The 15,605-nt window shown below is 30.1% G+C and carries 13 protein-coding genes; all 13 read left to right on the top strand.

Features of this window, described 5'->3' with window-relative positions; translation table 11 throughout:
- Positions 1 to 115: 115 nt before the first annotated feature.
- The 13 genes from CLV91_RS16755 (at position 116) to CLV91_RS16695 (ending at position 15,288) form a co-directional block, all read left to right on the top strand.
- The gene (locus CLV91_RS16755) at positions 116 to 1,216 is read left to right on the top strand and encodes a GIY-YIG nuclease family protein (RefSeq protein WP_121069388.1); all 1,101 of its coding nucleotides are present in this window, start codon (positions 116 to 118) and stop codon (positions 1,214 to 1,216) included.
- Between the two features lie 331 nt (positions 1,217 to 1,547).
- Complete coding sequence (locus CLV91_RS16750; protein WP_121069387.1) at positions 1,548 to 1,976, top strand: hypothetical protein; 429 nt, start codon at positions 1,548 to 1,550, stop codon at positions 1,974 to 1,976.
- 398 nt (positions 1,977 to 2,374) lie between these two features.
- The gene (locus tag CLV91_RS16745; protein ID WP_121069386.1) at positions 2,375 to 3,007 is read left to right on the top strand and encodes a hypothetical protein; all 633 of its coding nucleotides are present in this window, start codon (positions 2,375 to 2,377) and stop codon (positions 3,005 to 3,007) included.
- Between the two features lie 222 nt (positions 3,008 to 3,229).
- The gene (locus CLV91_RS16740; RefSeq protein ID WP_121069385.1) at positions 3,230 to 4,015 is read left to right on the top strand and encodes a hypothetical protein; all 786 of its coding nucleotides are present in this window, start codon (positions 3,230 to 3,232) and stop codon (positions 4,013 to 4,015) included.
- Positions 4,016 to 4,238: 223 nt separating this feature from the next.
- Positions 4,239 to 5,207, top strand: coding sequence for a DUF4365 domain-containing protein (locus CLV91_RS16735; RefSeq protein WP_121069384.1), 969 nt, complete (start codon positions 4,239 to 4,241; stop codon positions 5,205 to 5,207).
- A gap of 110 nt (positions 5,208 to 5,317) precedes the next feature.
- A complete protein-coding gene (locus tag CLV91_RS16730; protein WP_121069383.1) occupies positions 5,318 to 6,862 on the top strand; it encodes an HNH endonuclease family protein in 1,545 nt (514 codons plus the stop codon).
- A gap of 1 nt (position 6,863) precedes the next feature.
- Positions 6,864 to 7,595, top strand: a complete 732-nt coding sequence (locus CLV91_RS16725) for an abortive infection system antitoxin AbiGi family protein (RefSeq protein WP_121069382.1) — start codon at positions 6,864 to 6,866, stop codon at positions 7,593 to 7,595.
- A gap of 319 nt (positions 7,596 to 7,914) precedes the next feature.
- Entirely contained in the window at positions 7,915 to 8,730 is an 816-nt protein-coding gene (locus CLV91_RS16720) for a hypothetical protein (RefSeq protein WP_121069381.1), read from the top strand.
- Positions 8,717 to 11,338, top strand: coding sequence for a hypothetical protein (locus CLV91_RS16715; protein WP_121069380.1), 2,622 nt, complete (start codon positions 8,717 to 8,719; stop codon positions 11,336 to 11,338). Before CLV91_RS16720 ends, CLV91_RS16715 begins: the two co-directional genes overlap by 14 nt.
- A 247-nt stretch (positions 11,339 to 11,585) precedes the next feature.
- A complete protein-coding gene (locus tag CLV91_RS16710) occupies positions 11,586 to 12,185 on the top strand; it encodes a hypothetical protein (protein WP_121069379.1) in 600 nt (199 codons plus the stop codon).
- Positions 12,186 to 12,392: 207 nt separating this feature from the next.
- Positions 12,393 to 12,902 (top strand): hypothetical protein, encoded by a 510-nt coding sequence (locus CLV91_RS16705; RefSeq protein ID WP_121069378.1) that lies wholly within the window; start codon positions 12,393 to 12,395, stop codon positions 12,900 to 12,902.
- Between the two features lie 237 nt (positions 12,903 to 13,139).
- Complete coding sequence (locus CLV91_RS16700; protein WP_121069377.1) at positions 13,140 to 14,828, top strand: hypothetical protein; 1,689 nt, start codon at positions 13,140 to 13,142, stop codon at positions 14,826 to 14,828.
- A gap of 4 nt (positions 14,829 to 14,832) precedes the next feature.
- The gene (locus tag CLV91_RS16695; protein ID WP_121069376.1) at positions 14,833 to 15,288 is read left to right on the top strand and encodes a hypothetical protein; all 456 of its coding nucleotides are present in this window, start codon (positions 14,833 to 14,835) and stop codon (positions 15,286 to 15,288) included.
- The last annotated feature ends 317 nt before the right edge of the window (positions 15,289 to 15,605 follow it).

The raw sequence follows: 15,605 nt of genomic DNA, 5'->3' as shown, positions 1-15,605 counted from the left end.
AGAAAAAATAAATCAAAACAATAAGCTTTAGCTTCGTGCGCAGACGGAAACGAAAAGTTTCCTTACTACCGCACTACGCTTAGCCGAGACGTTGTAAATAATTGAAAAGAAGCATTTGAACAAAAAAGTATATTATGTTTATGGATTGATTGACCCGCGAAACAATCAATACTTTTACATTGGAAAAGGTAAAGGCAAACGATTTTCTTCACATCTCAAACCTAAAAGACTTGATTTCAATTATGCCAAAATTGAACGAATAAAAGATATCCAAAAATCAGGTTTAGAAGTGAAAATTGAGATTTTGTTTCCCAATCTAGATGAAGATACTGCCTTTGAGCTCGAAAAAATAGTGATTTATAAACTGGGCAGAGAAGTCTTTGCTGAGGGAATTTTAACCAACCTAAACCCAGGTGGCAAATGGAAACCAGGAGATACTGTTTTCTATGAAAATTTGTTTGAGCCAACTTTTGACCAAAACAGATTGGATTTCGTTTCCCAACAAAAATTCAAAGAAATTCCGAATCTTTCTAAATTCAACTATCTCAATACTGACAATGAGCAACAAAAACTTTTTAAGTTTGACACAAATGGGACTTTTGAAAAGGAGTTATCATTAAACAATTTATTTTCAGATGGAATTAAAGGATATGAAATTGGACTGATTAAAGCAATAAGGGAAAATACTTTGCCTGTGTATTCCAGATGGATATATTCAAAAAAACGTTTCGACAATTTATATGTATCAGACAAAATTCCTTTTGCAGAATTTGATATTATCGACCAAGAATTCAATCGAAATTTTGATAAGCAATTTGAAAATCAAGAAAAATTCAAATCGGAGTGCGTAGTCAATGGAATTTTAAGACTGGTTGTTGAAAAAGACAATGATATTATGGAACTACTATCATTCTACCCTTCTGGAAATAAAAAATCATTCAAAAAAACAAAAAACGGAAAGCCATTTGAATTAGCCTGTGAATGGTATGAAAATGGTAATTTGAGCGTTAAAGAGGATCTTCAAGATGGATATAAGAACTATGCGCGAACGACTTATTTTGAGAATGGTAACGACCATATCCGAATAAGTAGATATGACGGCAAGAAAACATATGACAGGTGGTTTGAGAGTGGAAAAAGGGAAGTGGAATTCATTGAAGACATCGGATATATCTATTACAATGAAGGTGGAGAAAAAATCAGAACTGTCAATTAGAACGCTGTAAAACAACTATTTACAACAAAACCTATAAACAATACGGGCTTAGGTTTTAAACGCTAAGGTTTGCGTATTTTTATAAAGACCGCAAAATCTTTGGGATTTTGCTTTGGACAAAAAAAGAAAAAACAAAACACAAAGATTTCGCTATGTGCATGGCGGAAAGCAAACGCTAGTTTGCTCCCGTACTGTTCATAGCTAAACCGTTAGCAAAAATATTAAATGACCCGAAAGATAATATTTACAATTAATCCATAATAAATTTATAAACTTGTTACTATGGCAATTGCGGTTTTTAAATTGGAATGATTCTTGTTTAAATCATTTTATGAGAGAATTAATAGCATTGTTTATCATCTTTTTTGGTTTATTAAGTTTTGGTCAGAAAAATCAAATTTCTAAATCTAATCTAGAAAATTTTAAAAGTGTTCAAGAATTCGATTCCACTTTGCAGAAAAGAATCAATGAAGAGAATTTAATAGGAGTTTGGTATACAAAAACAATAGCCCATAAGAAATATAGAACAAATCCCATTCCTAAATTTAAAGATAGATATTCTTTTAAAAAGGATTTTTCAATTGTAATAATTATGAGTAACAAAACAATTTCTGGTAATTGGAGTCTTTCTCCTAATAATATAATTACCATTACAACTATCTCTGGTAAAATTATTTATCAAGTAAGATATTTTAAAGATGGGACATTAGCTCTTGCCTCTTCCAACTCTTATAGAACACTAGAAAAAATTAATAATTAAAATATAATCTTGTTTTCCCAGTTGTAATTTCCCCTACTTATACCCAAATATAGTAAGCAATAAAAACTAAACGCAGTAGAACGTAAATGAAACTGCCAAAGTTTATGCAGTCGGAATTGAAAAACTGTTCGCAAACGGAATTGAATCGCCTGTAAGGTAATCTTGGCGGAAAAATACTTTTGCTAACAAAACCTAAAATTAATGCGGTGGCTTGGTGTTTAATTAAATGGTTTGTGTAATTTTATAAAGACGCCAAATCTGTTGGATTTGACATTTTAATAACAAAAAAAAGAAAAAAGCAAACAAACAGTTTTGGCTTCGTGCGAAGTCGGAATCTTTACAGATTACTTGCTCTCCGCACTAACTTTAGCTCGGGCGTTGTGTGTAAGCTAAAAAAAATGGAATCATATCAGTTAATTATAGGAATATCCGTTATAGTACTTGTCGGATTTATAAATTATAAAACTTTCTTTAAAATAGCTGGCTATGGAGATTTACCTAAAGAAAAAATAAAATTTGAACCTATTAAATCTTTATATAAAAAACTAGTCAAAGAAAAAGTCCCTAGTGATTCATTGCTCTTTAAATATTCCTCAAATCCTGAAACAAGGGAATTAACGTTTCAATTGTTAGACGAATTTGGAAAAACCAGTTTATTCCCAAAAGAATTCTATACGTTTGAAAAAGCTGCAGAAAGCAACCTAATAAATTGGCTTTATTATCATGATGACTTTGATTCTTTCCCCGACGAAATTGAACATTTCCAAAGTGTAGTTATTAACTCCGGAAAAGACAAATTCAACTATCATGTATTTCAATTCAAAGTATATGAACCTCATTGGGCTGCAAAAAATGATTTTATGTTCGGAATAGTTGGCCCATTTATGGAAGGAAGCAAACCATATGACTTACCATATTTAACGGATAGTAAATTTAAAAATAATGAAAATGAAAACCCAAAAACTGAATCTGAGCGGGTACATGAACACATATTTTTGAACAAAAAAAAGCCAACACACAACAATACCTAAAATTAATACGGAGGTTTGGTGTTTATTCAAAACGTTAGTGTAATTTTATAAGGTCGCCAAATCAGTTTGATTTGACATTTTAATTGTAAAAAAAAGAAAAAACGTAAACAAAAAGCTTCGGCTTAGCGCGAAGACGGAAACTTTACAGTTTCCTTGGTTCCGCACTAATATTAGCTCAGGCGTTACCAACTATTTCCAAAAACATTAGTAAAATTTGAAACTATGACTAAAAAGGATGACTCTAAAGAAGTTATTGGCGAATCAGCACAAATGTTGTCTCAAATTTTCGGGGCAATATTAGTTTCAAGCCAATTTGGTGGAGACCCTTATCTTACCGGAGCAACATCTTTCTTTAGCCAGTTTATTAATCTTAGAGGGAAATTAAAAAATAAAAGAGTTAACTCCTTTGTAATCGAATTAGGGAATTATTTCAATTCAATTGACGTCGATTTTGATTGGGAAAATGCAAATAGCGAAGACTTTAGTGACTTTTTCGAACAATTAATTATAAATGTAAGTAAAACCTCTTCACAAAAGAAAAGGGCTCTGTATAAGAAAATGATACTTAGTCAAATAGTAAAGCCTAAAGAACTTGACTTGTCGTTGCGCTTCTTGAAGTTAATAGATGGATTAGAAGAAATCCAAATTCAACTTCTTCAACATTGGGTACAAAACGAAAGGAGATTTAGACAATATCGTAGGGACCTTAAACCTCTGTTTAAAAAAGAGAGGGATTACAACGAATATTTGAATAATGGAATGAAGAAAGATTTGGGGGGTAAAAAGCAGCCTATTATTGATAAAATTAGAGAAACCATTAAAACAAGAGAAATAATAACTAATGTAGTTGAGGAGCAAGAATTACAATATTTAATTAATGACTTAAAAAGTAACTACATCTTAGAACAAACTGTAGGTGGAAACGGAGCGATGTATGGAGAAAGTCTTTTTGAACACCATATAATTAGTGACTTTGGAGACAAGTTTGTTGAATTTGTAATTGACTAAAACTAAATAAAAACAGTTGGTAACAAAACCTATAAACAATACGGGTTTCGGGCTTAAACGAAAGGTTTGTGTATATTTATAATGTCGCGAAATCTTTGGGATTTCGCTTTGACCAGAAAAAAATAAAAAACAAAACCAAAAGATTTCGCTATGTGCGTGGCGGAAAGCAAACGCCAGTTTGCTCCCGTACTGTTCATAGCTAAACCGTTGGGCATAATTTGAAATGATACGAGATACAAGACCACAAGATTCAACAGGAATGTCTATTTCTGAAATTATCACACAAGGTAAGGCCAAACACGGTTGGCAGCCTTATTCACACATCAACGATAATGGTGTTGATGCAATGATAATTTTAAGAAAAAATGCAATAGATACGGGAGAAATTATGTTTGCTCAAGTAAAGTGTGGAACTGGTTCTGGATATTTCAAAGAGACAAAAAAAAGACCTGCACATTTTGGTGTTAATGTCGGTGAAGATTATATTAAAAATCACAGAGATAAGTGGGACAGATTATCTACACCAATAATCCTAATTTATGTAGATTATCACAGTCATAAAGCTTGGTGGACTGACTTAAAAGATGAAAAATCATATACAGATGAAAACAAGAGCATAATTCTTGTTCCAAAAAAGCAAAGATTTGGAAAACACAGTTTTGGTGAATTTAAAAACCTAAAAGGACGAATATTTGTAAGTAAAGAAATAAAATCATTAGAATCAACAAATGAAGATTTTAATTATCTAAAATTAGAAAACAGTATAAAAACTAATGCGAAGAATTTTTATTCTGATTGGTCTAAAAGTGATATTTCCGAAAGACTTCATCCTGAATTAGGAGAGGTAATTGTTTCAAGAATTGGTTGGAGACATTTAACTAGAAATGATAGAAAAATTAATAGAATTGTCAACTCACTTTCATTATTAGGAGTAGCAAAAAAAATTATTAATTCAACAAATAAATGTTATCAAATCAAACAATTAGAGAAAGTTACATTGAAGGATGGAACGTATTTAATTACTGATTATCTAGCACTTAAAAGAAAAGTTGTTTTTCCTTTTCGGCAAGACAGTTTGATACAAGTGATATTAAAAAGAAAAAGAAAATTGAATCCTAAAGAGGATAAGATAGAAAGTAAAATTTGGTTCTATTCAGTTTATGAACCATTAGCTAAAAAAAAGAACCATTGATTCCACACATAACTATACTCGTTTTGAGCCATCGTACTTTAGTCGCCTTATCAAAGTGAGACAGTATGGGAATCAACGGAAATACAAATATAAAAAAAACTAAATAGGATATGGCAAAAGTATCATTAGATGCATTACTTCCCAGAGAAGATTTTGATATTGACGAAACTCAAAATTCAGCAAAAAAGAAAGAATCATTTTCAATATCTGACTTAAGAGAAGACGACTTTTTCTATTTGACTTTAAGAAAACCAGATTTTCAAAGAGAAACGAACGAATGGACGCCTCAAAAAATATCTGAATTGATTAAAAGTTTTATTAATGGGGAATTAATTCCAGCAGTAATCCTTTGGAGAAGTAAGGGAGGATTTAACTTTGTTATAGATGGCTCTCACAGAGTTAGCTCTTTAGTTGCTTGGATTAATGATGATTATGGTGATGGTCCAATAACAAAAGAAAGCTTTAATGGTTCAATTCCTGAAGAACAAATACAAGTAGGTGAAAAAACCAGAAGATTAGTTGAAAAAGAAATCGGAAAATATACAGACTATCAATTAGCACTTAAGTTTCCCGAAAGAGTTTCAGAAGAAATCCAACGTAAAGCAAAAAATCTAGGTTCAATTGCTGTTCAATTACAATGGGTCGAAGGTGATGCAGATGTTGCAGAAGCTTCGTTCTTTAAAATCAATCAACAAGCTGCAAAAATTGACCCAACAGAATTGAAACTTATTAAATCTCGAAAAAAACCGAATGGAATTGCATCAAGAGCAATAATTAAGGGAGGAAAAGGTCATCAATATTGGTCAAAATTTGAAAAGGAAAAAGTAGAACAAATAGAACAATTGGCAGAAGAAATAAATAAATCATTTTTCTTGCCTAAACTTAAAAATCCTGTTAAAACTCTTGATTTACCTATTGGAGGAAAAGGTTATTCAAGTCAAAGTCCACTTTTAATTTTCGAGTATGTAAATATGGTAAATCGTATATCTGAAATCGATAAAATAGAAGATGATGTTAATGGAGAAAAAACAATCGAATATTTAAAAAAGAGTAAAAAAATATCTAATTTAATTAATAGTACTCATCCTTCTTCTTTAGGACTACATCCTGCAGTATATTTTTATTCAAAAGGAGGTAGACATAAGACTGCATCATTTTTTGCTGTTACAGAACTGCTAATGGAATTGGAAAGAAAGAAAAGGTTTAAAGTATTTACTGATTGCAGGGAGGACTTTGAAGAAATACTAATCGATTATGACTTTGTAATTCAACAAATTTTACGACATTATAGAAGCTCATCTAAAGCTATTCCTCACATCAAAAATTTCCTACTAAATTTAATTAATGAACTACAGGAAAAATCTAAAAATGATGCAATTATTAATGTTTTAAAACTGGAAGAGTATAAGTTTATTAAAGGCGTTGATTTTGACGACAGCTTAATAACATCCAAAGATTTTTCTGACGAAACTAAATCTGCTGCTTTTATCACAGAGGCTTTATCAAATGCTGTTAGATGTAAAATATGTAAAGCTAGAATGCACACAAACTCAATAACAATAGACCACATACAGAGAAAAGAAGAAGGTGGAATTGGAAATTTCGGTAATGCTCAACTAGCACATCCTTATTGCAACAGTACATACAAGAATTAAAATGGCACTATCACCTTCTACATTATTTCATTTTACAAAGAGAAAGTATCTAATGGGTATTCTCAAAGATAATTTTAAACTTAAATATTGTTTTGAGAGAATAAATCATTTAGAAAGTCCAATAGAATATGCGATTCCAATGGTCTCTTTTTGCGATATTAAATTATCGGAGATAAAAGAACATATTGAAAAATATGGTTACTATGGAATTGGATTAAGCAAAACTTGGGCTGTCGAAAAAGGTTTAAATCCGGTAATCTATCTCAATAGTTCATCTAATTTTTCAAAAGGATTAATTGGTACAGCTCAAAAAATAATAACAAGTTCAGAATTCGATTCTGATGACCAAACGAATATTGCTAACTTAATTCAATATACCAAAGTGTATGAAGGAGAATTAATTAGAAAAGGGATAAAGACTCAAGCCTATAGATATGCTGATGAAAGAGAATGGAGATACGTTCCTGATGCAAAAGAAAATATAGAGCCTTGGTTAAGTAAGGATAAATATGATACCAAAAGAAAGAAAATTGATGCAAATAACACGCTTAAAGATGAAAGATTATATTTTAATGCTAATGACATTCTCTATCTCATAGTAAAAAAAGAATCTGAAATAAGAGAAACGATAAACCATATTAGAGCTGTGAAAAGTAAAAATTATGACGATATCGAAATAGATAGATTAACAACTAGAATTATTTCTTGTGAAAGGATATTTAGTGACTTTTAAAAAAAACTATGCCCAACAACGTGTATAAAACATAGCTATCATAGGCTTTCCGAGAGGTTTTTGTATGTTTACAAAGTACGCCAAATTTTTTATTTGGTTATATTTATAAAAGAAAATTAAACATAAAAATAAAAAATTCGGCTCGTGCTAAATCCGAAAAGTTAGCGTTTATTTATACGCTACGTTTCATACACAAGACCGTTAGCTTTAAGCTAAGAAAGCAACGTTTTGTTATAATAATTAACATAAAAAGACTATTAATTATACTGATTTATTATTTTGCAATAATATAGTCAAATATTTATAAAATCAATCTAGAATGAAACCGCAAGAAGAAAAATTTATCACTGATGAGATTTATGGTTGGGAAAAACTAGAGGTCTCGAATATAACAATCTCACCTGAATTAGTTGTCAGCATTAATGAGGGTTTTGGCTATACTGATATTCTTCAATATACTTTATTTGGAGAGTTAATATGGGATGAAGAATCTAACAGCTATGAGTCTAAAAATAAGTTAACTTTTTTTAAGGGAACTAAATTTAATATAATAAAAGATGATTCTTTGTTTTTGTACAAAATGATTCAGGTGTTAGAAGACGGAACATCAGTAGAAACAAGGTTTTTCGTTAAAGGGGATATCGATAATTTATCAAGTGTTCCTGTCGAACTAAATGGAACAAACGTACCAATTTATAAAATAATAAAAGAGTATGAGTTGGCGTTAGATCTTAAACTTTTTAATGACCGAAAGCATAACCTTATGGTTATACATAAATATATAAAATTCTTTTTCTATAATGTAACTGGCAAACATGGGAAGTTTTATATTATTGAAGACCATAAGGAAATTGATAATATTCTTAAAAACAGGCATGAAGTTGATGATAATAAGTCAATTAAATATAAGCCAATTATAGAAGAAGATGCAAAAGAGCTCCCAACGGATATTACAATGGAACTTCAGAAAGAACAGTCTGATGAGAAGAGGGTTGTATTATTGGCTTATATGATGTTCCAAGATTCTCTCTATAAAGTTTACGTGATTCTTGATTATAGGACTGGACTATTATCATTGAAAGATGAGAAAAAATTGATGACTTACACAGAAATCGAAGAAAATGAAAGCAAATAATAAAGCTTATCTAGGAGAGATTCTGAGTAATTATCTTTCTCATTATTATAAAGATTCAAATAGTTTTTTATCATTAATTTCTAACTATGGCCATTTTAGAAAATTAAGAGTTACTAAATCTGAACATAGGTTACTGTCTTCGATTTTTGAATCTGGGAAAGCCATTGAGCCTAGTAATCAAAGAGATTTTAACAAGTCCGATGATATTATTGATTTAAATAAAGATAAGGTCGTTAGGTCTGAAGTATTGGAATTAATCTTCAGAATCATGCAAGATTACCCAAATCTATTTAATAAGCATGAAATAATTTTAAAAGGTATTGTAATAATCCGAATGAAGGATTTTATTAAGCTATTCTATTCTCAAAAGAGTACTGAAAGTATTAATGAATGTAGATTTGATAAAAAGAAAAATCTAACAAGCGTAAAATCGCATTATGCTCTCGATATTTCACATAGAAATATTAATTTAGATTTGATATTTAAAGATTGTACCTTCTGTGGTGGAATCGATATTTCTGACTCTAATTTTAAATCGTTTGTTATTGATAATTGTGAGATAGGACAAACTAATGACACCTCAATTTCTAACGAAGTTAAATCCAATCATTATAATAGTGTTGAATATTCCATTAATGCAAGGCGAACTACATTTAAAGGAATCTTAAAATTATCCTCAAACAAGATTAGAAAAACCTGTGATGGTACAATTGAATTATCTAATATTAATTCAAAATCTAGAATTGAATTTACTTCATTAATAATAAGTAATATAAGTTTAACTAGTGCTAACGCAAAGAATATAGAGTTAAATACCTGTGAAATTAATGGTCAAGTTAATTTCACAGATTTTAATTGTTATTCAATTAATATTAACAATTGTTATATACACAATACTGATTACGGCATAGATTTAAGTCAGGCAATTATTGGATATTTTCATATTTATCAAACTTATGTTATTGGTGGTATTGACATTACTAGGTGTAACATCAATAATCATTTTGGTGTACAAAATTCATTTATTACCTCAAGATGTTTTTTATCTCAAAATTATAGTTTAGATAAGTCTTCGGCAATTGAAGGATATAATGCTCGAATTACAGAAATATATATTAGAAATGGCACTGTATTATTAGGAAGTTTAGACTTACAAGAGATTACAGTTGATAATATCTACCTTTCTAGGTCTCGTATTGTTTCATATGCAAAACTTCCCGCAGTCGATTTAAGTTTATCAACAGTTAAAGGTAATATATATTTCGGCTTGACTATTAGTGATTTTAAATCCTTGCTAGATGACTATAATGCAGAGAATCGTTATTTTAATTTTGGTCATAAAGTCTATTTACAAAATAATAGTTTTGATTTTAATAGCGAAATGTATGAAGGCTTATTTCCAGAAGGTAAAGATGAAAAGAAAAACAAGTTTAAAAACGAAACCGACATTAAGTTAGAAGATGACCAATTATACAAGGTGCTTCTTGAAGGTGAAAAGCAAATATACAAGAAGACTCTTGAATGGGAAAAGCAAATAAACAAGGAGCTTCGTAAAGGTGATAAGCAAATATCTAAAAAAGACATAATAGGACTAGAAGTTCAAAATGTCAGCAAACTATTTGAAAAAAATCTAAAAAAATATAAGTTAAATCGTATTGATCTAGATTATAGCTTGTTTATTGGAGGTATCAATTGCTCTTCAATGACTGTAGAGAAATCTGTATATACCAAAAGTGCAATCTTTTTAGATGGTTTTACATACAGGCAAACTCAGAATTCTAACATTAATAATCAACAGTTATTTCATACGATTCCTTCATCTATAGATTTTAGTAATACAACTATCGGACAAGATTTGTATTTACAAAGTTTAAAATTAAAATCTCCGAATTGTCTTTCTAATGATACATATTTTCAATTTCTTCCTCTGGTTGAAAAGTTAATACTTAAGTCAACGACAGTAACTAGGCTTCATTTGTCTTTTAATGAGAAGCTTTATGAAAATCATATAAATAACATAGATAAACCCCACCCATGGGATGTTTTTGGCCTGAAATATGATTTTCTTGTAACTCGGCGGAACGATTCATATACACGCGACAATATAAAAAAATCCGATTGGTTCAGAGATGACCCTGAAAGCTATGAGGCAATTCAACCTTATGAGCAAATGGCATCATCATTCCTAAATAGAGGTAAATTTGTAGATTCAATAGAGATGCAAATAAAAGGTAAGCGAAGGTTAGCAAAAAAGAATAAGAAACCATTTGAAATGCTCCTATTTTGGTTGATTAATATCTTCGTAAAACTTGGTTTACCTTCTTCTAGAGCATTCATTACATTGTCAATAATATTTTTCTTTCAATTAATTGTTTGGATTCCTTGCTTTGATTGGAGTGTTATTCCTCATATTATTGATCAAATGATACCCTTAAACATCTTAGATTATAAACCTTCAGAGGAGCTAATTTTCAAAGCTCAGTCAAATTCAATTACAAAGTGGATATTAAATGATACTGTTTCACTATTTATAAATATTTTTAGTTACATATTCTTTACTATGTTTATAATAGGATTATCTAGAATAACTAAAAAGGATAAACTATAAAATATTTAGAAGTAATTAATTAAGCATAATAAATTAGTGGACAAGGTAAATAAATGGTTCTAGACATGTAAAAACTTTTTATATAATTGTCTTGATGATGAAAGCCTAAAGCTAACACCGTATAAAAATAATTACGGTTTAGTGCTTGAACAAAGGTAGTTGCGTATTTCCTACATCTGATTTTTCGTTAGAAAATCCTCGCACGCAAATCCGCAACTATTCTTATACATAAACGTTGTACTTAATTATGAAAAACCTAGTCATTTTAATAATAATTCTATCAAGTTCGACCTTATTCGGACAAAAGTGGGCTGAAATAAATGCAAATATTGGATTCTCTGACTCGTTGACCTATAAAAAAGAAATCCGAATTTATAGAACTTCGGGAATGACAAACTATACGGGAATTTTCAGAATGTACCAAGACAGTACGGAAAAATGGAGAGCGGAACTGATTGACCATTTCGCCAAAGTTCCAAAACAAGCGGAATTGAAAATTGAAAAAAAAAGACTGAAATCAAAAATTAAAATGGACTTGGTTTGGTTACTAATTCAAAAAACAAATATTAAAGACCTACCAGATATGAAGGAGATTGAATGGAAACTTAAAAAAAACCCTCAAATTGTTAAGGACATGGGAGAAACAGTTTTGAGTTGGCAAAAAAGCAGAATAACGGACGGAGAAGGATTTGATGTCGAATTTCGCTGGGGAAAACACTTGAATCGGGTATACTATGGAAGTCCCGAAAGTAATTTAAGGATTTATGAAAATATTGACGAATTGATTTACTTCAACGAATTACTGAATCTGTTACGGACTGAATTCGGCTTGTGGAAAAATAACTAAGTACAACAGAACCTAAAATTAATGCGGTGGCTTGGTGTTTATTCAAAACGTTAGTGTAATTTTATAAGGTCGTCAAATCTGTTTGATTTGACATTTTAATATTAAATAAAAATAAAAGCAAACAAAAAGCTTTGTCTTAGCGCGAAGACGGAAACTTTGCAGTTTCCTTGGTTCCGCACTAACTTTAGCTTTGGCGTTACCTACAATATGAAAAACGCAACTGCATCTGAATTTGTAGATAAAATAAAACAGCTTGTTGGGAAATATAATCTCACGGCTGAACAGGAATATTTGAACGAAATATTAGTTCCTGAATCAAAAAAAACTGAATCTAATCTGACTGGAGAATTTTTGTTCGATTTATACAATAATTTTGATTTAAGCGGTAGAACTATTGGATTTGACTTTCTTGGACGATTAAATGAAAATTCTGAATATATATTTTTTGCAATTAGTGACCCATTTGATATCGGAATTGACAAAAAAACGAATGAAATAATAATGTATGACTCTGAATTTAATCAAGTATATTTAAAACTCGCCAAAGAAATTAACGAATTTATAGAGATAATTCTTTTGATTTTTGAATATGGACTTGATGGTTGGGTTTCTGAAAAACAATATACGAAAGATGACCGAGTATCTTTATTGAAAAAGATTAAAGCAACTGTTGATTCGGAATATTCGACATTTTACGAGCAATCGTATGGAAATTAAAAATACTGTAGGTAACACCGTGTATAATTAATTGCTTTATTCTTCTCTACTTGCGAATATTCCTGCGGAATATTCACGGGTTCGTAAAAGTTTACTAATTTAGTTGCTAAACCACGCAACTAACCATACACAAAACCGTTGTAAAACATTTGAATATACCCTTCATCGGGTATTTTACAATTCAATAGATGTTTTCATATTTGCTATGTAAGCACCTAAAAATAAAATATCAAGAATATGAATATATATCAAACTCAATGGAATGAAATATTAAAAAAAGAAGGAACTCAAAATGTAGATGTAATTACATCAATTAAAGAAAATGGGATAAATCATTTTCTAGAAAAACACCATCAATTTGATTCTTTATCTTATAAAAAAACCTTTGAAAAAGCATTTGATTCGCACAATACGAAAAGAAAATTCAAGGTAGAAATTTCCTTAAATAAGCCAGTAGAAATTCAATTTCCACCTTTTACAAGTGTAAAACATAATGAATCATACAGATTAAAAAAAGATTGGTTCGAACTAGAAGCTAAACACAATAGTCCTGAATTAAAAGCACCATCAAAAGAAGCTGACCCTAATATTAGAATTAATGCAAAAGAAATTGTAATAAAAATAGAATGGGATAAATTAAATACTACTGGAAAATGGAGTATCACTTTAAACCCATTTGAAGTTCTTGCCGAATCTTATATAAAATTAAATCAAGATGCCGATGGTTATTTCCTGACAATTGTACCAACATTATTAAAATTTGACATCCCAAGAAATGAAGTTCAAAGTAAAATTAAAAACTTATCAAATAGTGAAGCTTTAGTAGGAGAGTGTGAAGAAAAGATTACTGACCTTTTTATTATTGCAGCAAACATTGCGGCTACAGAACAAACGCCAAAACTAGTAAGGAATATCCAAATTCCCGCGCCTGTAATTGCTGACAAACCACTAAACCCAGCTTTACTAGATATTTCTAATAACATACTAACCATAGGTTTTGGGCTCGACAAACAGCAATTAAGAATTGACAACCAAAAATATATAACTAAATCATTTTATGATTTAAAATCAAATATTAATAAAGATATTGAGGAAAATGGAGGGTTAGAAAAAATGGTTTCAACAAACTATAGCCAAAACAGAAGTATAGAAGATATTGAATTTCTAGAGGAGGAAGAAATTCTAGAAAAATTTAAAAACACAAATATTTTAATTACCAAGCTTGAAAATCAAGTAACAAGTAATTTTACCGATGAAACTCAAGAATTGTTGGAACTTGACAAATCTATTAAAGATGCTTACGCTTTTGGAATAAATGAATATTTCTTTGATACAATTGTCGATACTACAATTCCAGAACCACAAAGTGATTGCACAAAATGGTTAAATATTAAACTTGCAAAAGGACGAATATGTCATTGGTCTAAATTCACAAATTCAGATATTAAAATATCAAATACAGCAGTTTTATCTGGTGGTGTAAATGTTGATGTGGGTGGTGCTATTGAGGCTTGTATTAAAAAAGCTTATGATTGCTCTTGGGAATGGATTTGCAGTAAATTAAGTATGTCTATAAAAGGTCGTCCAAAAATCAACCTTAAATTGAAAAAATCAAGAGGCGTAAGCTTATTAGCTCAACTCGATGGTAGGCTGTATCTTGATGTAAACCTACCTTGGCCATTTAATAAAATAGTCAAAGGATTAACTGGTCTTGTTTGGACTTTTTTAAAAGGTTTTATAAATATTCTTTTAGCATTATTATCATTTGTTGTAATTAAACCTGTTTTTTCTATTCCTAATCAAAAAACAAAACTACGTTTACTTGACTTTGATTCATTTTACTATGAACGACCTCAAATTAAAGGAAACTTTCCAGCTAAAAATAAATTTATAGGATACAAAGGTGGATTATTAGCAATAAAATGACAATATGGAAAATCTAAAAAACAAGCTAAAGAATTTCAGTCTTGAAGAATTAAAAGCTTTATACACACCAATTTCTAGGGAAATATCAACTTTTGATACAACATTCGATTTAGAATATGAAGAGAGTTTTATCAAGGAAAATGGGCAACAATCTAAAAGAACTACTAAAGCTAGAGCAAGGTTAAGAGGCTCAATAGATAGAAAATGTTATGTTGTCTACGCTAGATACAAGTACAAAGCAAAAGTCACGGTTAATGGAAAACCATTTAAAGTTGATTCTATAATAGCAAGAATGAATAGTGGAAATGATGATTTTACTAAAAAAGTGAATAACAATAGTGAATTAAACAAAACCGATAAGGTATATGAATATGGAGTAGCTTGTAAAGCATCTTGGATGATTGCAACTGCTAAAAAAGGTAATTCCACAGGAAGAGTTAGAGTTGACTTAAAACTATAAATACCTGCAAAAAACGTTTTACAACAACGTGTATAAGACATAGCTATTATAGGCTTTACGAGAGGTTTTTGTGTGTTTACAAAGTACTCCAATTTTTTTATTTGGTTATATTTAGAAAAGAAATTTAAACATAAAAATAAAAAATTCGGCTCGTGCTAAATCCGAAAAGTTAGAGTTTATTTATACGCTACGTCTCATACACAAGACCGTTGTGAGCAATTAGGGTACGTTAAAGGCACATCCTTTACAAAGTTAAAGGCACATAGTTTACACTTTTTAAAGACTAATTTTCTGAGTAAAACCAGAAATTATGCCTT

The organism is Maribacter vaceletii (assembly GCF_003634105.1).
Lineage (GTDB): Bacteria > Bacteroidota > Bacteroidia > Flavobacteriales > Flavobacteriaceae > Maribacter_B > Maribacter_B vaceletii.
This window is presented reverse-complemented; position numbering and strand designations above follow the sequence as displayed.

What these genes read in the sequence shown, in the direction of transcription:
- CLV91_RS16745 (WP_121069386.1), top strand. Translation starts at nt 2,375, where the DNA reads ATGGAATCATATCAGTTAATTATAGGAATATCCGTTATAGTACTTGTC.
- CLV91_RS16735 (WP_121069384.1), top strand. Translation starts at nt 4,239, where the DNA reads ATGATACGAGATACAAGACCACAAGATTCAACAGGAATGTCTATTTCT.
- CLV91_RS16720 (WP_121069381.1), top strand. Translation starts at nt 7,915, where the DNA reads ATGAAACCGCAAGAAGAAAAATTTATCACTGATGAGATTTATGGTTGG.
- CLV91_RS16730 (WP_121069383.1), top strand. Translation starts at nt 5,318, where the DNA reads ATGGCAAAAGTATCATTAGATGCATTACTTCCCAGAGAAGATTTTGAT.
- CLV91_RS16750 (WP_121069387.1), top strand. Translation starts at nt 1,548, where the DNA reads ATGAGAGAATTAATAGCATTGTTTATCATCTTTTTTGGTTTATTAAGT.
- CLV91_RS16705 (WP_121069378.1), top strand. Translation starts at nt 12,393, where the DNA reads ATGAAAAACGCAACTGCATCTGAATTTGTAGATAAAATAAAACAGCTT.
- CLV91_RS16740 (WP_121069385.1), top strand. Translation starts at nt 3,230, where the DNA reads ATGACTAAAAAGGATGACTCTAAAGAAGTTATTGGCGAATCAGCACAA.
- CLV91_RS16725 (WP_121069382.1), top strand. Translation starts at nt 6,864, where the DNA reads ATGGCACTATCACCTTCTACATTATTTCATTTTACAAAGAGAAAGTAT.
- CLV91_RS16700 (WP_121069377.1), top strand. Translation starts at nt 13,140, where the DNA reads ATGAATATATATCAAACTCAATGGAATGAAATATTAAAAAAAGAAGGA.
- CLV91_RS16715 (WP_121069380.1), top strand. Translation starts at nt 8,717, where the DNA reads ATGAAAGCAAATAATAAAGCTTATCTAGGAGAGATTCTGAGTAATTAT.
- CLV91_RS16710 (WP_121069379.1), top strand. Translation starts at nt 11,586, where the DNA reads ATGAAAAACCTAGTCATTTTAATAATAATTCTATCAAGTTCGACCTTA.
- CLV91_RS16695 (WP_121069376.1), top strand. Translation starts at nt 14,833, where the DNA reads ATGGAAAATCTAAAAAACAAGCTAAAGAATTTCAGTCTTGAAGAATTA.